General features: G+C 57.6%; 17 protein-coding genes and 2 tRNA genes. 1 reads left to right on the top strand and 18 read right to left on the bottom strand.

Annotation, left to right across the window (positions count from 1 at the left end; translation table 11 throughout):
* Positions 1 to 13: 13 nt before the first annotated feature.
* From pnp to rlmE, 15 genes are all read right to left on the bottom strand, one after another.
* Positions 14 to 2179, bottom strand: a complete 2166-nt coding sequence (gene pnp, locus L1249_RS11200; RefSeq protein WP_137094224.1) for a polyribonucleotide nucleotidyltransferase — start codon at positions 2177 to 2179, stop codon at positions 14 to 16.
* A gap of 136 nt (positions 2180 to 2315) precedes the next feature.
* The gene (rpsO, locus tag L1249_RS11195; protein WP_009723734.1) at positions 2316 to 2585 is read right to left on the bottom strand and encodes a 30S ribosomal protein S15; all 270 of its coding nucleotides are present in this window, start codon (positions 2583 to 2585) and stop codon (positions 2316 to 2318) included.
* A gap of 117 nt (positions 2586 to 2702) precedes the next feature.
* Positions 2703 to 3623, bottom strand: a complete 921-nt coding sequence (gene truB / locus L1249_RS11190) for a tRNA pseudouridine(55) synthase TruB (protein WP_137094222.1) — start codon at positions 3621 to 3623, stop codon at positions 2703 to 2705.
* Positions 3623 to 4036, bottom strand: coding sequence for a 30S ribosome-binding factor RbfA (rbfA, locus tag L1249_RS11185; RefSeq protein ID WP_044629476.1), 414 nt, complete (start codon positions 4034 to 4036; stop codon positions 3623 to 3625). The genes truB and rbfA overlap by 1 nt, the downstream gene beginning before the upstream one ends.
* 19 nt (positions 4037 to 4055) lie before the next feature.
* Complete coding sequence (gene infB, locus L1249_RS11180; protein ID WP_137094220.1) at positions 4056 to 6596, bottom strand: translation initiation factor IF-2; 2541 nt, start codon at positions 6594 to 6596, stop codon at positions 4056 to 4058.
* A 27-nt stretch (positions 6597 to 6623) separates the two neighbouring features.
* Complete coding sequence (gene nusA / locus L1249_RS11175; protein WP_044629474.1) at positions 6624 to 8138, bottom strand: transcription termination factor NusA; 1515 nt, start codon at positions 8136 to 8138, stop codon at positions 6624 to 6626.
* Between the two features lie 70 nt (positions 8139 to 8208).
* Positions 8209 to 8670: a ribosome maturation factor RimP gene (rimP, locus tag L1249_RS11170; protein WP_044629473.1), complete on the bottom strand. Its 462-nt coding sequence runs from the start codon at positions 8668 to 8670 to the stop codon at positions 8209 to 8211.
* A 325-nt stretch (positions 8671 to 8995) separates the two neighbouring features.
* Positions 8996 to 9072: transfer RNA gene (locus tag L1249_RS11165), tRNA-Met, on the bottom strand.
* A 147-nt stretch (positions 9073 to 9219) separates the two neighbouring features.
* A tRNA-Leu gene (locus L1249_RS11160) sits at positions 9220 to 9306 on the bottom strand.
* A gap of 34 nt (positions 9307 to 9340) precedes the next feature.
* Positions 9341 to 9700 (bottom strand): preprotein translocase subunit SecG, encoded by a 360-nt coding sequence (gene secG, locus L1249_RS11155; protein WP_044629472.1) that lies wholly within the window; start codon positions 9698 to 9700, stop codon positions 9341 to 9343.
* A gap of 4 nt (positions 9701 to 9704) precedes the next feature.
* Positions 9705 to 10454, bottom strand: coding sequence for a triose-phosphate isomerase (gene tpiA / locus L1249_RS11150; RefSeq protein ID WP_044629471.1), 750 nt, complete (start codon positions 10452 to 10454; stop codon positions 9705 to 9707).
* A 129-nt stretch (positions 10455 to 10583) separates the two neighbouring features.
* The gene (gene glmM, locus L1249_RS11145; RefSeq protein ID WP_044629470.1) at positions 10584 to 11933 is read right to left on the bottom strand and encodes a phosphoglucosamine mutase; all 1350 of its coding nucleotides are present in this window, start codon (positions 11931 to 11933) and stop codon (positions 10584 to 10586) included.
* Positions 11930 to 12856 carry a dihydropteroate synthase gene (folP, locus tag L1249_RS11140; RefSeq protein WP_044629501.1) on the bottom strand — a complete coding sequence of 309 codons (927 nt, stop codon included), beginning with the start codon at positions 12854 to 12856 and terminating at the stop codon, positions 11930 to 11932. The genes glmM and folP overlap by 4 nt, the downstream gene beginning before the upstream one ends.
* Before the next feature lie 107 nt (positions 12857 to 12963).
* The gene (gene ftsH, locus L1249_RS11135) at positions 12964 to 14961 is read right to left on the bottom strand and encodes an ATP-dependent zinc metalloprotease FtsH (RefSeq protein ID WP_044629469.1); all 1998 of its coding nucleotides are present in this window, start codon (positions 14959 to 14961) and stop codon (positions 12964 to 12966) included.
* 228 nt (positions 14962 to 15189) lie between these two features.
* The gene (gene rlmE, locus L1249_RS11130) at positions 15190 to 15837 is read right to left on the bottom strand and encodes a 23S rRNA (uridine(2552)-2'-O)-methyltransferase RlmE (RefSeq protein ID WP_044629468.1); all 648 of its coding nucleotides are present in this window, start codon (positions 15835 to 15837) and stop codon (positions 15190 to 15192) included.
* Positions 15838 to 15951: 114 nt separating this feature from the next.
* Between rlmE and yhbY the strand changes: the two genes are divergently transcribed.
* On the top strand, positions 15952 to 16278 hold the full coding sequence (gene yhbY / locus L1249_RS11125) for a ribosome assembly RNA-binding protein YhbY (RefSeq protein ID WP_016915916.1): 327 nt from the start codon (positions 15952 to 15954) through the stop codon (positions 16276 to 16278).
* 102 nt (positions 16279 to 16380) lie between these two features.
* On the opposite strand, the gene greA is transcribed toward yhbY, so the two are convergent.
* From greA to carA, 3 genes are all read right to left on the bottom strand, one after another.
* The gene (greA, locus tag L1249_RS11120) at positions 16381 to 16857 is read right to left on the bottom strand and encodes a transcription elongation factor GreA (RefSeq protein ID WP_044629467.1); all 477 of its coding nucleotides are present in this window, start codon (positions 16855 to 16857) and stop codon (positions 16381 to 16383) included.
* The gene (gene carB, locus L1249_RS11115) at positions 16854 to 20084 is read right to left on the bottom strand and encodes a carbamoyl-phosphate synthase large subunit (protein ID WP_044629466.1); all 3231 of its coding nucleotides are present in this window, start codon (positions 20082 to 20084) and stop codon (positions 16854 to 16856) included. The genes greA and carB overlap by 4 nt, the downstream gene beginning before the upstream one ends.
* 75 nt (positions 20085 to 20159) lie before the next feature.
* Positions 20160 to 21305, bottom strand: a complete 1146-nt coding sequence (gene carA / locus L1249_RS11110; protein ID WP_197931393.1) for a glutamine-hydrolyzing carbamoyl-phosphate synthase small subunit — start codon at positions 21303 to 21305, stop codon at positions 20160 to 20162.
* Between the last annotated feature and the right edge of the window lie 103 nt (positions 21306 to 21408).

Below are 21408 nucleotides of genomic sequence, written 5' to 3'. Positions count from 1 at the left end.
CGCTGAGCACTCGTTAGCTAGCGACGTCCGCCTCGGCAGCTTCAAACGCTGCTTTCTCTTCTTCGGTGATCTCTTTGATCGAGAGCTTCACGCGGTTGCGGTTGTCGATATCCAACACCTTCACGATGACATCGTCGCCTTCGTTCAGGAAGTCGCGCACGTTATTGACGCGCTCCTGGACGATTTGCGAGATGTGCACCAGGCCATCGGTTCCCGGCATGATGTTCACGAACGCACCAAAGTCGGCGATACGTACGACCTTGCCTTTGTACAGCTTGCCGATTTCCGCTTCGGCGGTGATCGCCAGTACGGTATCGATCGCTTTCTTGGCAGCGGCTTTGTCTTCGGCGTAGATGCGAACGGTGCCATCGTCATCAAGATCGATCGATGCGCCGGTGTCTTCGCAAATCTTACGAATGGTGGCGCCGCCCTTGCCGATGACGTCGCGAATCTTGTCCGGATCGATTTTGATCGTCGCCATGGAAGGGGCGTTTTCCGACACCTCGTTACGGCTCTGGCTGATCACGGCGTTCATCTGCGCCAGGATACCGATGCGCGCATCGTGGGCCTGTTGCAGCGCAGTCTCCATGATCTCTTCGTTGATGCCCTCGATCTTGATGTCCATCTGCAGGGCAGTGACGCCCTCTTCAGAACCGGCCACTTTGAAGTCCATGTCACCCAGGTGGTCTTCGTCACCCAGGATATCGGTCAGCACCGCGTAGCCGTCTTCGTCTTTGACGAGGCCCATGGCAATACCCGCTACCGGGGCTTTCAGCGGAACGCCCGCATCCATCAACGCCAGCGAGGAGCCGCACACGGACGCCATGGAGCTAGAGCCATTGGATTCGGTGATTTCCGACACCACACGGATGGTGTAGGGGAACTCTTCTTCGGATGGCAGCATCGCTTGGACACCGCGACGCGCCAAACGGCCGTGGCCGATTTCACGGCGCTTTGGGCCACCCATGAAGCCCGCTTCACCCACCGAGTAGGGAGGGAAGTTGTAGTGCAGCATGAAGCGGTCTTTACGCTCGCCTTCCAGCGACTCGATGAGCTGCGAATCGCGCAGCGTGCCGAGTGTTGCGACCGCAATGGCCTGGGTCTCACCACGGGTGAAGATGGCTGAGCCGTGAGTTTTCGGCAGCACGCCGACTTCGATGTTCAGCGGACGCACGGTGACGTTGTCGCGGCCATCGATACGCGGCTCGCCCTTGACCACGCGGGAGCGCACCACACGCTTCTCAAGCGCTGCGAACGCGCCTTTCACGTCATCCTTGCTGAACTTGCCTTCCGCTTCCTCTTCGCCTTCGGCAGCCGCTAACTGTTCGACGGCCGCGTCTTTCAGCGCTGCGAGTGCATCTTGGCGCTGCATTTTATCGGTGATGCGGTACGCCTCACCCACTTTGGCTTCAAAGGCATCGGCCATGGCCGTTTTCAAGGCAACGTTTTCTGCCGGCGCCTGCCACTCCCAGCGCGGCTTACCAGCGTCGGCAGTCAATTCTTTAATGGCGTCGATCGCGACTTGCATCTCCTGGTGGCCAAACAGTACGGCACCCAGCATTTCGTCTTCGAGCAACTCTTGCGCTTCGGACTCCACCATCAGCACGGCGTTTTCGGTACCGGCCACCACCATGTCCAGCTCGGAGGTGGTCAGCTCTTCGACGGTGGGATTCAGGAAGTAGCCTTGCTCTTCGTTGAAACCAACGCGAGCAGCGCCAATCGGGCCATTGAACGGAACGCCTGAGATGCTCAGCGCCGCAGAGGTGCCCAACATGGCCGCGATATCCGGGTCATGGTTACGGTCGGTGGAAAGAACGGTACAGATCACCTGTACTTCGTTCATAAACCCTTTGGGAAACAGCGGACGGATCGGACGGTCGATCAAACGCGAGGTCAGGGTCTCTTTTTCAGTCGGGCGACCTTCACGCTTAAAGAAGCCGCCGGGGATTTTACCCACGGCGTAGGTCTTCTCTTGGTAGTGTACCGAGAGCGGGAAAAAGGGCTGGCCTGGGTTGACGTCTTTCTTCGCCACCACCGTACACAGCACGACGGTTTCGTCCATGGTGACCATCACGGCACCAGTGGCTTGGCGAGCAATACGCCCAGTTTCGAGGGTGACGGTGCTGCGACCGTATTGGAACGTTTTTTTGACCGGATTCACGGCTACTTCCTTTAACATTAATAGCTACTTGTCTTTTCGCTTGGGTCGTTTGACTCGCCACCATTCTAGGCGTTGACGCGCCGTACGGCTACCAGAAACAAAAAACGGGCAGCCCACAAGGAGCTGCCCGTTTTAGATCATGGCCGTTAAGAACTTAACGGCGCAGACCCAGACGCTGAATCAGAGACTGATAGCGTTCGAAATCTTTACGCTTCAGGTAGTCCAGCAGCTTACGACGCTGGTTTACCATGCGGATCAGACCACGACGAGAGTGGTGATCCTGCTTGTTGGTCTTGAAGTGGTCCTGCAGGCCGTTGATGTTGGCGCTCAGCAGTGCAACCTGAACTTCAGGGGAACCGGTATCGTTATCGCCGCGGCCGTATTCGTTGACGATCTCGGCCTTTTTCTCAGCGGTTAATGCCATCTGTCTCTCCAGTAAGCAATATGCCTAAAAATGAATGGGTGAGACCACGCATATTTGCAGTCTCAGGCGACCATTTTCGCGCAAATCGCCACATCCTTGCAACGTTTTACCGCGATATTACGAACGAGCGACCGTACTTAACAGCCGCTTAGGGGCCACTTCCTGAGGCCCTTTTACAACGCCAAGGCCGATAAACGTCTCGGCGTAATAAAGTCGTGCTAGCGCATCTGGTGCTAATTCACCAATGGCTAGATGGGCAGACTGCCCGTGGGCAAGCCTTCCAAACGAGGTGTCATCGACGCTAAGCGACGGCAGGTGATCGACCAGCACATCCACGGGCATCAGTTCCGCCTCGCGGTCGGCTTGGCTAGCCAGTGCTTCCAGTGCCTCGAGTGTCCACATCGCATCACCATCGAACGGCCCGGTTTTGAGCCGACGTAGCTGACTGATATGGGCACCACAGCCCAGCGCGTGGCCAATGTCTTCCGCCAACGTGCGGATGTACGTGCCTTTGCTGCAGCTGACTTCCAGCTCGAACGCCCTGCCCTCGAACGAAAGCAGGCGCGCATCATACACGCTTACCCGCCGCGCTGCACGTTCAACCTGTTTCCCCTCGCGGGCCAACTCGTAGAGCTTTTTACCCTGATGCTTGAGCGCCGAGTACATGGGCGGCACCTGATCGATCTCGCCGCGAAAACGCGTCAAGACAGATTCGATGTCCTCGACCGCAAGGTTTGGCACCTCGCGCCGCTCCAGCACAGTGCCTTCGGCATCGCCGGTATCGGTGATCACCCCCAGTTCGACCCGGGTGCGATACATCTTGTCGGCTTCCAGCAGATGCGCGGAAAACTTGGTGGCCTCCCCCAGGCAGATAGGCAGCAAGCCTGTCGCCATCGGGTCCAGCGTGCCGGTATGCCCGGCTTTTTGCGCGTCGAACAGACGGCGCACACGCTGCAGCGCGTGATTGCTGGAGAGGCCTTTCGGCTTATCCAGCAGCACCACGCCATTGACCGGTAATCCGCGACGGCGACGGGGCATTAGCGCGCCTCCTCACCTTGCTCTTCACTGCCGCCCTCGTCTTCCGCTTGACGGGCACGGTCAGAAGAGACCGCTTCGTCGATCAGCGATGAGAGGTGCTGGCCGCGCACCACACTTTCATCGAAATGAAAGCGCAGTTCGGGTACGTGACGCAGCTTGATGCGCTGGGCGATTTGGCTTCTCAGAAACCCTGCTGCACGTTTCAGTACCTGCAGGTTCTCCTTGATACGCTCGGGATCCTGTTCACCCAGCAGGGTGACGTAGATATCGGCGTAGCCAAGGTCACGACTAACGGTGGCCCCGCTCACCGTGACCATGCCCAAGCGCGGATCTTTCACTTCGCGTTGGATCAGTACCGCCAGCTCCTTTTGGAGCTGGTCGGCTACTCGGTCGGTACGCTTAAATTCGCGCATGGTTGCTCCTCGCGCGGCCTTACAGGCTGCGCTCGACCTTCACTTGGTCAAAGACTTCGATCTTGTCGCCGACCTGGACATCGTTGTAGTTCTTCACGCCGATGCCACACTCCATGCCGTTACGCACTTCTTGTACGTCGTCTTTGAAGCGGCGCAGCGATTCGAGCTCACCTTCGTAGATGACCACGTTGTCACGCAGAACGCGGATACGCTTGCTGCGCGACACGGTGCCTTCGACGACCATACAGCCAGCCACCGCACCGATCTTCGGCGCGCGGAACACGTCGCGTACTTCGGCCACACCCACGATCTCTTCTTTCCACTCGGGGGCGAGCATACCGCTCATCGCCTGTTTGACTTCGTCGATCAGGTGGTAGATGACACTGTAGTAGCGCAGATCCAGACCTTCACGCTCGATGATCTCACGAGCAGCGGCATCGGCACGGACGTTGAAGCCCACCACGATGGCTTCCGAGGCCAGCGCCAAGTTGGCGTCGGTACCGGTGATCCCCCCCACACCAGAGGAGACCACGGCCACCTGCACTTCTTCGGTGGAGAGCTCTTCCAAGGCGCCTTTGATCGCTTCCAGCGAGCCCTGTACGTCGGCTTTGAGGACGATGTTGACCTTGGCCACTTCGTCTTGGCCCATCTGGCTGAACATGTTCTCCAGCTTGGCCTTCTGCTGACGCGCCAGGCGTACTTCGCGGTATTTACCCTGACGGAAGTTAGCTACTTCGCGGGCTTTCTTCTCGTCGGCCACGACCATGAAGTCGTCACCAGCATCTGGCGTGCCGTCGAGACCTTGGATCTCGACCGGCATGGCGGGGCCAGCGGTATCGACCTGCTTGCCCAGCTCGTTGGTCAGCGCGCGAACGCGGCCGTAGTGCAGGCCCGCCAGGACGATGTCGCCCTTCTTCAGAGTACCGTTTTGTACCAGCACGGTCGCCACGGGACCGCGGCCTTTATCCAAACGTGACTCGACGACGACCCCTTTACCCGGCGCAGACGGCACAGCTTTGAGTTCGAGAACCTCGGACACGAGCTGAATCGCTTCCAGCAGGTCTTCGATGCCTTCACCACTTTTCGCCGAGACGTGAACGAACTGCGTATCGCCGCCCCACTCTTCCGAGATGACGCCGTGCTGAGATAGCTCGTTCTTGACACGATCAGGATCGGCCTGGGGCTTATCGATCTTGTTCACGGCCACGACCATCGGTACACCAGCAGCTTTCGAGTGCTCGACGGCCTCGATGGTTTGCGGCATGACGCCGTCGTCGGCCGCCACCACCAGGATGACCACGTCGGTGGCTTTCGCACCGCGAGCACGCATGGCGGTAAACGCCGCGTGACCCGGGGTATCCAGGAAGGTCACGCCACCGTGGTCATCTTCCACATGGTAGGCACCGATGTGCTGGGTAATACCGCCCGCTTCGCCAGTGGCGACCTTCGCACGACGGATATAGTCCAGCAGCGAGGTCTTACCGTGGTCGACGTGACCCATGACGGTGACGACCGGTGAGCGGGTGATCTCTTCGCCTTCGTAGGAGATGCCTTCCAGCATTTCCGTTTCCAGCGCGTCGTCCTTCACCAGCTTGACCTTGTGGCCCATCTCTTCCACCACAATCGCCGCTGTATCCTGGTCGATTGTTTGGTTGATGGTCACCGCAGCACCCATGGTGAACATGGCCTTGATGACTTCGTTGGCCTTGATCGACATCTTGTCGGCCAGCTCAGCAACGCTGATCGACTCAGGGATCGAGACTTCACGAACGATCGGCTGCGTCGGCTTCTGGAAGCCGTGCTTGCCATTACCGCTTTGGCTAGCACCACCACGACGTCCGCCACGGCGCTCGGCACGCTTCACTTTCTTGCCGCCGCCGCGCTTACGCTCTTCGCGATCACCACGATCATCGTCGTCGTCACGACCTTTCTTCTTCGCGGCTGCCTTTTTCGGCGGCGCAGTACGACGATCGGTACGGCCCTCTTTCGGCGGTGCCGGCGGCAGATCATCGGCTACCGGCGTGTCGTCGATTTCAAGCTCGGGCACTTCGATATCCGGCACTTCAGCGGCTTTGGCTTTGGCCTTCTCTTCCGCTTCTTTACGCGCGGCGTCTTCGGCAGCTTTGGCTTTCGCAGCGGCGGCTTTCTCTTCAGCGACGCGGGCATCGCGCGCTTTACGCTCTGCTTCTGCTTCCGCCATATCGCCTACCAACTGACGCGGGCCAGAGTGCTTGGGCTCAGGCGCCTTCGGCTTCTCATCTTCTTCGCGCTTAACGTAGGTTTTCTTCTTACGAACCTGTACTTCGATCGTTTTACCGCGCTCGCCGGTCTTGATGCGGCTGCGGGTTTTACGGGTCAGCGTAATACGGTTTTTGCTCGGTTCGCTGTCGCCGCCGCCGTGGCTTTTCTTCAAAAAGCTTAGCAGTGTCTGCTTGTCATCTTCAGACACGGCGTCGTTTTCTGAAGTATGCTTCAAGCCAGCTTCTTTCATCTGTTCCAATAGGCGGGGCACATCGCGGCCCACCTTTACTGCAAAATCTTTAACTGTCATATCTGACATAGTGACCCTCCTCAGCCCGTGACCTGTTTACTGTGTGTTTGAATCCGATGTGTCATCGACTTCAAACCAGGGCGCACGGGCAGTCATGATCAGTGCCGCTGCGCGCGCTTCGTCCAACTCCTCGATATCGACCAGATCGTCGACAGACTGCTCGGCGAGATCTTCCATTGTGACGATACCGCGGCTGGCCAGAATGAAGGCCAGGTGGCGCTCCATACCGTCCATCTCCAGCAGGTCATCCGCTGGTTGGGCACCGTCCAGCGCTTCTTCCGAGGCAATCGCCATCGTCAGCAGCTCGTCTTTTGCGCGTGCACGCAGCTCTTCCACCAGCTCTTCGTCGAACTCTTCGATTTCGAGCATCTCTTCCAGCGGCACGTAGGCAACTTCTTCCAGGGTGGTAAACCCTTCCTCCACTAGCAGGCGAGCGACCTCATCATCGACCCCCAGATGATGAACAAAGGAATCCACCAGGCTGTCGATTTCCTGCTCGCGCTTGGACTCCGCTTCATCTTCGGTCATGACGTTGATCCGCCAGCCGGTCAATTCAGACGCCAAACGCACGTTCTGGCCGCTACGGCCAATGGCCTGTGCCAGGTTGTCCTGTGCCACGGCGACGTCCATAGCGTGCGCATCCTCGTCCACCAAGATCGAGGCCACGTCGGCCGGCGCCATGGCGTTGATCACCAGTTGAGCCGGGTTGTCGTCCCACAGAACGATATCTACACGCTCGTTTTGCAGCTCAGATGATACCGCCTGAACCCGTGAGCCACGCATACCGACGCAGGCACCGACCGGATCAATGCGGCGGTCGTTGGTTTTCACTGCGATCTTGGCACGTGAGCCGGGGTCGCGAGCGGCACCTTTGATCTCGATCAGCTGCTCGGCGATTTCCGGCACCTCGATCTTGAACAGCTCAATGATGAATTCAGGGCAGGTGCGTGAGAGTTGCAGCTGCGCACCGCGAGCGTCCGGGTCAACCTTGACCAGCAGCGCGCGAACACGCTCGTTCATCCGGTAGCGCTCGCCGGGGATCATCTCGTTACGCGGCAAAAACGCTTCGGCGTTTTCTCCCAGATCAATGATCAGGCCGTCACGGGTGGTCTTCTTAACGATACCCGCAACGAGTTCGCCTTCACGGTCAGCGTACTGACGCACGACTTCGGCACGCTCCGCTTCGCGCACTTTCTGCACGATGACCTGCTTGGCAGTTTGCGCGGCGATACGCCCGAACACAGCGTTTTCGATCTTTTGCTCGACCACATCGCCCAGCTTCAGCGGCGGGTCGCGCTGCTCGGCAATGCTCTGCTTGATTTCATAGTCTGGCGTTTCGAATTCGTCATCTTCGACCACGGTCCAGTAGCGGAACGTATCGTAGTCTCCGGTGCGGCGATCAATATGCACGCGCACATTGGCTTCTTCGTGCTCAAAACGCTTACGCGACGCGCTGGCCAGCGCGGCTTCTACCGCTTCGAAGATGACATCGCGGGGGACGCCTTTTTCATTAGAGATCGCGTCCACGACCATTAAAATTTCTTTACTCATGCGTTTGCCTCGCCAGAAAACCTGTCCTTTTGTGCATCATCCCGGCGCCTGCCGGAAGCCGCGACCCGTGTTATTCGTCGAACTGCGGGACAACGTGCGCAGAATCGATGCTTTCGATAGGAAAGCAGTACTCTTCGCCTTCCAGTTGCAGTAGCACTTCATCGCCCTCGACACCTGCGAGGAGCCCTTGGTATTTGCGTCGCCCATCGAACGCGACACGTAGCTTCAGAGCGACCTGGTGGCCCTGATAGCGGATAAAGTGATCCAGGGAGTAAAGGGGACGTGCCATGCCGGGCGACGAGACTTCCAAGCGGTATTCGCCGGGAATGGGGTCTTCCACATCCATCACGGCACTGACTTGGCGGCTAATATCAGCGCAGTCTTCCACGCTGACACCGCTCTCGCGCTCGATGTAAATCACCAGCCGCGAATGCTTGCCCTGGGAAATATGGTCGATACCCCATAGCTCGAAGCCCATGGCGGCAACGACAGGTTCGATCAGCGCGTGAAGCGCAGCGTGTTTTGTGGCCACAGACAAAGCTCCTATAGCCGTTGCATCAGGCACCTGGCCAGGAGTCGTAAGAAAAGCTAGGTGGCTGATTGGCATTACCTGGGAATGTGTCTCTGGCTACTCGAACAACATCCGCTCTTGAGACACGCTTGGCTCGCAAAAAGCTCTTCATAAAAGCTGTTTACAAAAAACCAGTTACAAAAAGCTACTAACAAAAAGCCCCTTCACAGGAAGGGGCTTTTCAAAAGAAACCTGTAGTACCATTTTAGCAACATGTCGCGAATTTTTCGCAGCTCAAAAGCACCTTAATACATGCCGTTGATCCTAAACCATGCTACTAGATAAATGGTAGCGGGGACCGGATTTGAACCGATGACCTTCGGGTTATGAGCCCGACGAGCTACCAGACTGCTCCACCCCGCATCAATCTAGGTCGACGATAATAGACACTTGAAAGGCTTACGTCAAGAACTCATTCCAAGAACTTGTTTCAAAAACTTTTTCAAATGCGTCTTTCGCCTCAGGTGCCAATCCTGACATTCTGGGAAGCTGGTAAACCAGCGAAACAGATGGTGCCGAAGGCGGGACTTGAACCCGCACGACCATACGGTCACTACCCCCTCAAGATAGCGTGTCTACCAATTCCACCACTTCGGCATCAGGGGAGGCTAAAGAAAGCGACATCAAGAAGTTACTCGCTGCTTTCCTCTAGCACTGGCGCGGTATTATCCATACTTGCAGGGGAGTCGTCAAGCATTGGAATGTTTTGCTGCTGTTCGATCAGCCGCGCATCAGGAATACCGGCTTCCGGCGCTTGGCCTGCCTGAGTGGCAAAGTATGCTAGAGCCATCGAGGTCACAAAAAAGCCAGCGGCTAAAATACCGGTGGTACGCGACAGGAAGTTACCACTGCCCCGCGAGCCGAAAACCGTTTGCGACGCACCACCACCAAAGGCTGCGCCTGCTTCGGCACCTTTTCCCTGCTGGAGCAGGATGAGTACAACCAAGGCGACCGCAATCACCACGTGAACCATAAGAATTGCAACTTGCATGGAGTTATCCTGCTGACTGACAAATGGCGTAGAAATCGTCGGTTTTAAGCGAGGCACCGCCCACTAAACCGCCGTCGATGTCCGGCTGGGCGAGCAGCTCAGCCGCGTTACTTGCGTTCATGCTACCGCCGTAAAGCAGTTTCAGCTGCTCGGCAAGCGACGCATCAAACCCTGCCTGATAGGCACGAATGCCTGCCATGACCTCTTGCGCCTGCTCTGGCGTGGCCGTACGGCCGGTACCTATCGCCCACACAGGCTCGTAGGCAATAACGATTTGCAGACGCTGCTCTGGTGCTAAGCGAGCCATGATATAGCCTACTTGGCGCAACACAACGTCCATCGTGCGGCCTGCATCGCGCTCTTCCAGCGTTTCACCCACGCATAGAATAGGCGTCAGCCCAGCATCAAGGGCTGCCAACAGACGGTCAAACACCTGCTCGTCGCTTTCGCGGTAAAGCTGGCGGCGCTCAGAATGCCCCACCAACACGTAGGCCACACCAAACTCTTTGAGCATGCTACCGCTCACTTCCCCGGTATGTGCCCCGGAGTGATGAGGATTAAGCGTTTGCGCCCCTAACTGCAGCGGCGTGTTGCTGAACGCATGGCGCGCAGCATCTAGATAGGGAAACGGCGGAATGACCACCACGTCGATATTGGCGGGCAGCGCAGCAGAAGCAAACGTTTTGCCAAACGACTCAATCAACGCCGCAGAACCGTTCATTTTCCAGTTACCGGCGATTAATGGCGTACGCATGGATAATCCTCACTCAAGGTGGAGCGAAATGGTATAGGAGCCGCCTTGTCAAGACAACCGCTGTTGCAAGCCCAATGACAAGCAGGACGCGCTTCGCCAAGCAAGGACGGCTATTCACGACCCAGCATGCTAGCCGAGTAGCGCCTGCACTTGACCTGCCAGCTTATTGGCTAAGCGATCCACATCCAAATGAGCGCGCCCTTCCACCATTACGCGGATTAATGGCTCGGTGCCGGATGGGCGCAGCAGTACCCGCCCTTGGTCCCCTAATTCAGCCTCTAATGCAGCAACAGCATCCAACAGCGGTTGGGCAGCCATAACCTCTTTGGCATTCGACCCTGCGGGCAAGCGCACATTAACCAGTGATTGCGGCACTTTTTCCAGCCCTTTCAGCAGCGATGGTAACGGCTTTTGCTCCCGCACCATTAACCCCAGCACCTGCAAGGCTGACACAATACCATCACCGGTCGTTTGTACGTGGCCACAGACAATGTGTCCCGACGCTTCGCCGCCCAGCTCCCAGCCGTTGGCTGCCATCATTTCCATCACGAAGCGGTCGCCTACTTTGGCACGCTGGAACGGGATACCGAGCCGGTCTAATGCCATCCCCAAGCCGAAGTTACTCATCAGCGTGCCGACCACGCCGCCTTCCAGAAGGCCGCGCTCAAAACGGTCACGGGCGATTAAGTACAAAATATCGTCGCCATCGACCTCACGACCATCCGCATCAACGAGCAGTACACGGTCGCCATCGCCATCGAAAGCAATGCCTAAATCCGCCCCTTGCTGAATTACCGCCGCCCGCAGCGCTGCTGGGTGTGTCGATCCCACATGGTGGTTGATATTTAATCCATCTGGCGCAGCGCCAATCACGCTCACTTCCGCCCCTAGCTCGCGAAAAACGCTGGGCGCGATATGGTAAGTGGCACCGTGGGCGCAATCCAATACCACTTTCAGTCCGTGCAGACTAAGTCGGTCCGGCAGGGTAGATTTACAGAACTCAATATAGCGGCCTGCGGCATCGTCAATGCGTGCCGCCTTACCTAGCTGCGCTGCATCGGCGGTGGTCAACGGGGCTTCCAGCATCGCTTCAATGCGGCCTTCCACGTCATCCGGCAGCTTTTTGCCTTCTGCGGAGAAAAACTTAATGCCGTTATCGTCAAACGGATTATGAGAAGCTGAAATCACAATGCCCGCATCCGCCCGGAAGGTACGTGTGAGATAAGCGATCCCAGGCGTGGGCATCGGCCCTAACAGGGAAACATCCACACCGGCGGCTGAAAGCCCCGCTTCCAGCGCCGACTCAAACATATAGCCAGAAATACGCGTGTCTTTACCAATTAATACCCGCGTGCGGCCCTTTTCACGGCGCAGCACCTGCCCAGCGGCCCACCCCAACTTGAGCATAAAGTCAGCAGTAATCGGTGACTGCCCAACGGTACCGCGAATACCATCAGTGCCAAAATAGCGTCGTGTCATAACGAGAGTTCCTTATCAACGGGCGGCTCACAGCCCTCTTGTAGTACCGCCCAAGCCATATTCACAGCATCCACTGTAGGCCCAACATCATGCACTCGTAGAATGCTCGCCCCACGTTCAACCGCCATAGCCGACAAAGCCAAGCCGCCAGCTAACCGCTCTTCTACCGGACGACCCAGTACTTTGCCAATCATGCTTTTACGTGACATGCCTACCAATATCGGCAGATCAAGCGCGAGCAGCGACTCCATATACTTGAGCAAACGCAGGTTATGCTCGACGGTTTTGCCAAACCCAAAGCCAGGGTCGATCAAAAGACGATGACGGCGCAGCCCTGCCGCTTCACAAGCATCGATACGCTCGGATAAATACGCCGCGACCGCACGCTCTACGGGCTCGCTGTACTCAGGAGAGTGCTGCATGTTCTGCGGCTCACCCTGGCGGTGCATCAGACACACAGGCAAACCGCTACTGGCGGCAGCTGCCAGTGCGCCCTCGCGCTCTAGCGCACGCACATCGTTAATCATCCCCGCCCCTAAGGCGCTGGCTTCACGAATTACCGTGGCGCTGCTGGTATCCACCGATACCAACGCATCTAGTTCGCGCACCAGCGCTTCCACTACGGGTGCGACACGGTCTAGCTCTTGCTGCTCAGAAACCGCCATAGCGCCTGGACGGGTCGATTCGCCGCCCACATCAATCAAGGCAGCGCCTTCGGCCAGCATGCGCTCGGCGTGGCGTAGCGCATCTTCTAAGGCAACATGCTGACCACCATCGGAGAACGAATCAGGCGTGACGTTCAAAATACCCATCACCCGTGGAAACGAAAGATCAAGCGTATGGCGCCCACAGCGCAGCTGCAAAGCACTCTCTGCTTGGCGTGAAGGCGATGAAGGCGATGAAGGGTCAACGTTCGGTGTCATGCTACCGCCTAAAAATAGAAAAGAAACGTAACTGCTATTGGCCCACAGCATAACAAAAAGGCGCCCCAATATGGGACGCCTTTGCTAACACCAGCAGTATGGCTTGATTAAGGACCTGCAGGGCCACCTAGCGGGTCAGATGGACGACGGCGAGGCTCATCGTCACCCTCTTCGCCTTCATCGCTTGACGCGTTAGGCGCTTGGTCATCCGCTTTCGCTTCTGGCTTATCGTCGCTGATGCGCATTCCACCACCGGAGGAGTCACCGTCGTTCCAGCCTTCCGGCGGACGCGGGTCACGTCCTTCCATGATGTCTTTAAGCTGGCTGGCGTCGATGGTTTCAAACTTCATCAGCGCTTCTGCCATGGCATCCAGCTTGTCGCGGTTGTCATGCAGAATCTGACGCGCCTGCTCGTAACACTCATCGATAATCTTGCGCACTTCTTTATCAAGACGCGCGGTGGTTTCTCCAGATTTCAGCTTACCACCGCCCTGACCAGGGCCACCGAGGAACTGGTGAGACTCGTCCTCATCGTACATGATCGGACCCATCTCATCCGAGAGACCCCATTTGGCCACCATGTTGTGAGCCAGCTCAGTGGCACGCTTGATGTCGTTAGATGCACCAGTGGTCACACCGTTAGCACCCAGCGTCATCTCTTCGGCAATACGACCGCCAAACAGCGAGCAGATCTGGCTGATAATTTGCTGGCGCGACAGGCTGTAGCGATCCTCTTCCGGCAGGAACATCGTCACACCCAGCGCGCGGCCACGGGGAATAATCGTCACCTTGTAGACCGGATCGTGCTCAGGCATGACCAAGCCAATAATCGCGTGGCCTGCTTCGTGATAAGCGGTATTGAGCTTCTCTTTATCGGTCATGACCATGGATTTGCGCTCAGCGCCCATCATGATCTTGTCCTTGGCCAGCTCAAGCTCTTCCATGCCTACCAGGCGCTTGTTACGACGCGCCGCAAACAGGGCAGCCTCGTTCACCAGGTTGGCCAGGTCGGCACCGGAGAAGCCAGGCGTACCACGGGCAATCAGCTGCGGCTTCACGTCATCCGCCAGCGGCACCTTGCGCAGGTGAACGCCCAGAATATGCTCACGGCCACGGATATCCGGCAAGCCCACGGTTACCTGACGGTCGAAGCGGCCCGGGCGCAGCAGCGCGGGGTCAAGAACGTCCGGGCGGTTGGTGGCGGCGATGACAATAATGCCCTCGTTGGCTTCAAAGCCGTCCATCTCGACCAGCAGCTGGTTCAGCGTCTGCTCACGCTCATCATTACCACCACCCATGCCGGTACCGCGCGAGCGGCCAACAGCATCGATTTCGTCGATAAAGATAATGCAGGGCGCCTGCTTCTTGGCCTGTTCGAACATGTCGCGTACGCGGGACGCACCCACACCGACGAACATTTCAACGAAGTCGGAACCCGAGATGGAGAAGAACGGCACTTTAGCTTCGCCCGCGATAGACTTGGCCAGCAGCGTTTTACCGGTACCGGGCGGGCCCACCATCAGTACGCCGCGGGGAATGGTACCCCCCAGACGCTGGAACTTGGTCGGGTCGCGCAGGAAGTCGACCAGCTCTTCTACTTCCTCCTTCGCTTCGTCGCAGCCTGCGACATCGGCAAAGGTGGTTTTGATCTGATCCTGGGAGAGCAGCTTCGCCTTGGATTTGCCAAAGCTCATCGGGCCACCCTTGCCACCACCGGCACCGCCTTGCATCTGGCGCATGAAGAACATGAAGATCGCCAGAATGAGCAGGATCGGGAAACTGGCAATCAGTAGCCGCGTCCAGATGCTTTGCTGCTCCGGCGCCTTGCCGACCACCGTGACATTGTTGCTCAGCAGGTCGTCGATCAGCTTGGGATCTTCTGCGGCAGGGCGGATGGTCTGGAACTGCGAACCATCGATCCGCTCACCGGTGATGGTATACCCATCGATGGTGACGCTGCGGATCTGCTGATTTTGCACCTGCTGCACAAACTGGGAGTAGTTAGTGGTTTGCGGTGCGCTTTCCGTACTGAAATTATTGAACACTGTCAGTAGAACGGCCGCGATGACCAACCACAGAATCAGGTTCTTCGCCATATCGTTCAAGGGGCTACCCTCATTACAAGAATCCGTCAGTTAACCGCTAATACTCTGACCTTACACTAGAGCTTAACGTTCAACCATTGCCAAAGCACATTTGGCTTTGGGCCATCTGTGTCACGTTCGTCCAATGTACATAATGTGACACACCTTACGCTTGCCTGTCTGGCAATCGTGGTGATAAATCTTTGCTATAGCACTTTGCCATAACACCAGGGCCTTGCCAGCACTGGTTTAACCGCGAAAACCCTCCGCCAAAAAATAGACTTCTCGGGAGCGCGCCCGGGAGGCATCCGGTTTGCGGGTAACCACGCGGTCAAAACTGCCGCGCAGCTCTTTTAGGTAGGCGTCAAAGCCTTCCCCCTGGAAGACCTTTACCAAAAACCGCCCTTTGGGCGAGAGCGTTTCACGGGCCAACTCCAACGCCAGCTCGACAAGATACATCGCTTGTGGCTGATCGATGGCTGCCATACCACTCATATTGGGGGCCATGTCCGACATAACAAGGTCTACCGGACGATTTCCCAGGCGCTCAAGAATCGCGTTAAGTACGCTCTCCTCGGTAAAATCGCCCTGAATAAAGTCCACCCCTGCCAGCGCATCCATCTCCAGAATATCAGAGGCGATGACCACGCCCTCTGGCCCGACTTTTTCGGCGGCGATTTGGCTCCATCCACCGGGGGCTGCCCCCAGATCAATGATCGTCATACCATTACGAAACAGTTTATCCTTCTCATCCAGCTCTAGCAGCTTATAGCTCGCCCGGGAGCGGTAGCCATCCTGCCAGCTCTGTTTTACGTACTGGTCGTCGAAATGTTCTTTCTTCCAGTTGTTGCTGGTTTTGCTCACTGAATGTTTACGGCTTGGAGGCTTTTGCTGCATGTGGGAATCTGACACTGGAATAAGAGATGGGTGCGTTCACGTGATTGCTTTCACTTAGCGGCATTTCACCGTAAGATGGAACGTTAAGCGCTAACCGGGATACCGCAAGATACCATGAGCTTGTCACAGGCACAAAAGAAAGCATTTCGTAGCATTGGCCACCATTTGAACCCCGTGGTCACCGTTTCTGAGAACGGCGTCTCCGAAAACCTGCTCGCAGAACTCAGCCGCGCGCTCAACGACCACGAGCTGATCAAAGTGAAGCTCGCCCTGCCCGAGCGGGATGATCGCGCCGCGATGATCAACGAGCTGCTGGCTGACAGCAAGGCCGAGCTGGTGCAGACCATTGGCAAAATGGCGCTGCTTTATCGCCGCAACCCAAAGGCTAACCCCAAGCTCTCCAACGTTACCCGCTTCGAAAACCATCACGGGCGGCACTAAAGCACACAGTACTATGCTGACACGGTGCCAAGCGCCGCTAAGCTAAAAGGCCCGAAGCAGCTACCTGCATCGGGCCTTTTTTATGGCGCTATCCGCACAATATTAGAGGTGTTCAACACTCTCAATTTCGTACTCAACGTCGCCGCCGGGCGTTTTCACCACCACCACATCGCCCTCTTCTTTACCAATCAGCGCGCGCGCAATGGGTGAAGTGACCGAAATACGCCCCGCTTTAATGTCGGCTTCATCTTCGCCAACAATGCGATAGGTAACGCTGGCATCACTATCCAGGTTCAAGAGCGACACAGTCACCCCAAAAATCACCTTGCCGGTTTTCGGCAGCTTGGTGACATCAATCACCTGGGCGCCAGAGAGCTTACTCTCGATTTCCTGAATACGGCCTTCAATAAACCCCTGTTGTTCACGGGCGGCGTGGTACTCGGCGTTCTCCTTGAGATCGCCGTGTTCACGCGCTTCAGCGATGGCCGCAATCACCTGAGGGCGAGCTTCGCCCTTCAAGTGGTTGAGCTCTTCGCGAAGACTTTTTTCTCCCGCTACCGTCATCGGGACCTTGTTCATTGACTTGCTCCTGCATGCAGATCCTGAAGGCGCCGCACCGTAATCTCCCTACCGTACTCTAGCGCCATGCAAACAGCATTAGCGCCCGCCAAGGTGGTCGCATAGGGCACCTTGCGCGCGAGAGCAGTACGGCGAATGATCGAAGAGTCGTTGATTGCCTGACGACCTTCGGTGGTATTCACGATGTAGGCGATTTCGTCGTTCTTCAGCAGATCGACGATATGGGGACGGCCTTCGTAGACTTTATTGACGTGCTCCACGGGCAGCCCGGCGGCTTCGAGGGCCGCAGCGGTACCGCGTGTTGCACATAGCGTGAAGCCCAATGTTAGCAGAGAACGGGCCACTTCGATAATCCCCTGCTTATCAGGCTCACGCACCGACAGGAACGCTTTACGGTCGCCATCCAGCGCCGGGATCGCCTCGCCCGCGCCCAGCTGCGCCTTGAAAAAGGCTTCCGCGAAGGTATCGCCCGAGCCCATCACTTCACCGGTGGATTTCATTTCCGGCGAGAGAATTGGATCAACGCCCTGGAACTTGTTGAACGGGAAGACCGCTTCTTTGACGCTATAGAAGTGCGGCACTATCTCACGTTCGAAGCCCTGCTCGGCCAGCGTCTTACCAGCCATGCAGCGCGCGGCAATCTGCGCCAGCGAGGTGCCGATGCACTTGGAAACAAACGGCACGGTACGCGATGCACGAGGGTTGACCTCGATCACGTAGATCTCGCCCTCCTGCCAGGCCAGCTGCACGTTCATCAGGCCTTTGACGCCCAGCTCCACGGCCATTTTCTTGACCTGCTCACGCATCTCGTCCTGCACGTCGGCAGGCAGCGAGTAAGGCGGCAGCGCGCAGGCGGAGTCACCGGAGTGAACGCCCGCTTGCTCGACGTGCTGCATGATACCGCCAATCACGACCTGCTGGCCGTCAGAGACCGCATCGATATCCACTTCCACCGCCGCGCTCAGGAAGTGATCCAGCAGTACCGGAGAGTCGTTAGAGACCTTCACCGCGTTGGTCATGTAGTTTTCGAGCTCAGAGGCATCGTAGACGATCTCCATGGCACGGCCACCTAGTACGTAGCTGGGGCGCACGACCAGCGGGTAGCCGATCTTCTCGGCCTTGGTGAAGGCTTCTTCGAAGCTCCGGGCCGTGGCGTTGGGCGGCTGCTTCAGGTCGAGCTTGTCGATCATCACCTGGAAGCGCTCGCGGTCTTCGGCGCGATCGATGGCGTCCGGCGTGGTACCGATGATCGGCACGCCTGCCGCTTCCAGCTCACGAGCCAGCTTCAGCGGCGTTTGGCCGCCGAACTGGACGATGACGCCCACCGGCTTCTCCTTGTCGGCGATTTCCAGCACGTCTTCCAGCGTCACCGGCTCGAAGTAGAGACGGTCGGAGGTGTCGTAGTCGGTGGAGACGGTTTCCGGGTTGCAGTTGACCATGATGGTTTCATAGCCGTCGTCGCGCATGGCGAAGGCGGCGTGCACACAGCAGTAGTCGAACTCGATACCCTGACCGATACGGTTCGGGCCACCGCCCAGCACCATGATCTTCTGGCGATCCGACACGTCCGCTTCGCACTCCTCTTCATAGGTGGAGTACATGTAGGCGGTATCGGAAGCAAACTCGGCGGCACAGGTGTCCACGCGCTTGTACACCGGGCGAATGCCTGCTGCCTGACGCGTCTTGCGGAACTCCTTCTCGGAGACGCCCAGCAGCTTCGCCAGCCGCGCATCGGAGAAGCCCTTGCGCTTGAGCTGGAACAGCTCACGCGCCGAGAACTCTGCCAGGGCGCGCTTGGACACGGCGGCTTCGGTGAGAATCAGGTCTTCCATTTGCACCAGGAACCAGCGGTCGATGTTGGTCAGCGCAAAGATCTCTTCCACGCTCATACCAGCGCGCATAGCATCAGCCACAAAGAAGATACGCTCGGCACCCGCGGCCTGCAGCTCGCCCTTAATCTGGGCCATCGTTTCATCGGTGAACTCGGTAATGATCGGGTCGAGGCCGTCGTTACCGGTTTCCATACCGCGCAGCGCTTTTTGCAGCGACTCTTGGAACGTGCGGCCAATCGCCATCACTTCACCCACCGACTTCATCTGGGTGGTCAGGCGGTCGTTCGCTTGGGGGAATTTCTCGAACGTAAAGCGCGGAATTTTGGTCACGACATAGTCGATGGACGGCTCAAACGACGCTGGTGTTTGACCGCCAGTAATATCGTTCTGCAGCTCGTCAAGGGTGTAACCCACCGCCAGCTTCGCGGCGATTTTAGCAATCGGGAAACCGGTGGCCTTCGATGCCAGCGCCGACGAGCGCGACACACGCGGGTTCATCTCGATCACGACCAGACGACCGGTTTTCGGGTCCATACCAAACTGCACGTTGGAGCCGCCGGTTTCCACGCCGATTTCACGCAGTACCGCGAGGCTCGCGTCCCGCATGATCTGGTACTCTTTATCGGTCAGCGTTTGTGCCGGCGCGACAGTGATGGAGTCGCCGGTGTGGACGCCCATGGGGTCGAAGTTCTCGATGGCGCAAACGATAATGCAGTTATCGTTTTTGTCGCGCACCACTTCCATTTCGTACTCTTTCCAACCCAGCAGCGACTCATCAATCAGCAGCTCGTGGTTATTGGAAAGCTCGAAACCGCGGGTACAGATCTCTTCGAACTCTTCCTTGTTGTACGCCACACCGCCGCCAGAGCCACCCATGGTGTAGGAAGGACGAATAATTGTTGGGAAACCTAGCTCTGCCTGAATTTCCCACGCCTCGTCCATGGTGTGCGCCACTTTGGCTTTCGGGCACTCCAGGCCAATGCGCTTCATGGCTTGGTCGAACAGGTCGCGGTCTTCCGCCATATTAATGGCGTCGGCGTTGGCGCCGATCATCTCAACACTGTACTTAGCAAGTACGCCATGTTTTTCAAGATCCAGCGCACAGTTCAGCGCGGTTTGGCCGCCCATGGTGGGGAGAATGGCGTCCGGGCGCTCGACTTCGATAATTTTCTCAACCGCCTGCCAGGTAATCGGCTCGATGTAGGTGGCATCGGCCATGGCCGGGTCGGTCATGATGGTGGCCGGATTAGAGTTGACCAAAATAACCCGGTAACCCTCTTCGCGCAGCGCTTTACACGCCTGAGCGCCAGAGTAGTCGAATTCGCAGGCCTGGCCGATGACAATCGGACCAGCGCCAATGATAAGAATGCTATTGATATCGGTACGCTTAGGCATAACGGTTCCCGCAAAAAGTGGTGACGATGAGCATCAAAACGGCGTAACTAGGCAATGAGAGGCAGCGTGGCTAACTTAGCGGCGCGCCTGCATCATGGCGATAAAGCGATCAAATAGCGGCGCTACATCGCGCGGGCCAGGGCTGGCTTCCGGGTGGCCCTGAAAGCTAAACGCCGGGCGGTCGGTACGCTCAATGCCCTGCAGGGTGCCATCGAACAGCGAGCGGTGCGTGGCACGTACGTTGCTGGGCAGGGAGGCTTCATCGGCGGCAAAGCCATGGTTCTGGCTGGTGATCATCACCGTGCCGGTATCTAGGTCTTGTACCGGATGGTTAGCACCATGGTGGCCGTGGCCCATCTTGACGGTTTTGGCACCGGAGGCCAGCGCCAGCAGCTGGTGGCCCAAGCAAATGCCGAACACCGGCGTGTCGGTTTCCAACACTTCCTGGATCGCTTTGATGGCGTAGTCACAGGGCTCGGGGTCGCCGGGGCCGTTAGCCAGGAACACGCCATCCGGGTTCATCGCCAGCACCTCTGCCGCAGGCGTTTGCGCCGGCACCACGGTCAAGCGGCAGCCGCGCGCCGCCAGCATACGCAGGATGTTGAACTTCACGCCGTAATCAAACGCGACCACATGGTAAGGGCGCTCGCCCTGGCTCGCATCCGCATAGCCTTCGCCCAAGGCCCACTCGCCTTCCGACCACTCGTAAGCCTCTTTGCAGGAGACTTCCTTGGCTAAATCCATGCCCTTCAAGCCCGGAAATGCCTTCGCCGCCGCCAGCGCCCGCTCGACGGCATCCTCACCTTCTGCATCGACACCCGCCAGAATCGCACCGTTCTGGGCACCTTTATCGCGCAAAATACGCGTCAGGCGGCGGGTATCGATATCCGCAATACCCAGCACGTTGTGGCTTTTCAGGTAATCAGAGAGGGTTTGCTCAGAACGGAAGCTACTGGCCAGCAGGGGGAGATCGCGAATTACCAAGCCAGCTGCCGCAATCGAGGCGGACTCTACATCTTCAGAGTTAATGCCAGTGTTGCCGATGTGCGGGTAAGTCAGGGTGACGATTTGGCGGGTGTAAGAGGGGTCGGTGAGGATTTCCTGGTAGCCGGTCATGGCTGTATTGAACACCACCTCACCGCTTGTGACTCCATCCGCGCCAATGGCAGTTCCATGAAACACACTGCCATCTTCCAGGGCCAATATCGCGGGTTTGCTCAATGCGGGGTTATTCAAGACAAGTTCTCCCATGCTGGTGGGAGCCTGTGGGCGCAGGCTCGGCGATCCGGTTGTCGGCGTTTGCGTGCAAACGTCGGGTCGTAAA

Origin of the sequence: Halomonas sp. Cn5-12, from assembly GCF_021532545.1 — a bacterium.
Lineage (GTDB): Bacteria > Pseudomonadota > Gammaproteobacteria > Pseudomonadales > Halomonadaceae > Vreelandella > Vreelandella aquamarina.
The sequence above is the reverse complement of the archived record's forward strand: the minus strand, read 5'-3'. Positions and strand labels throughout refer to the sequence as shown.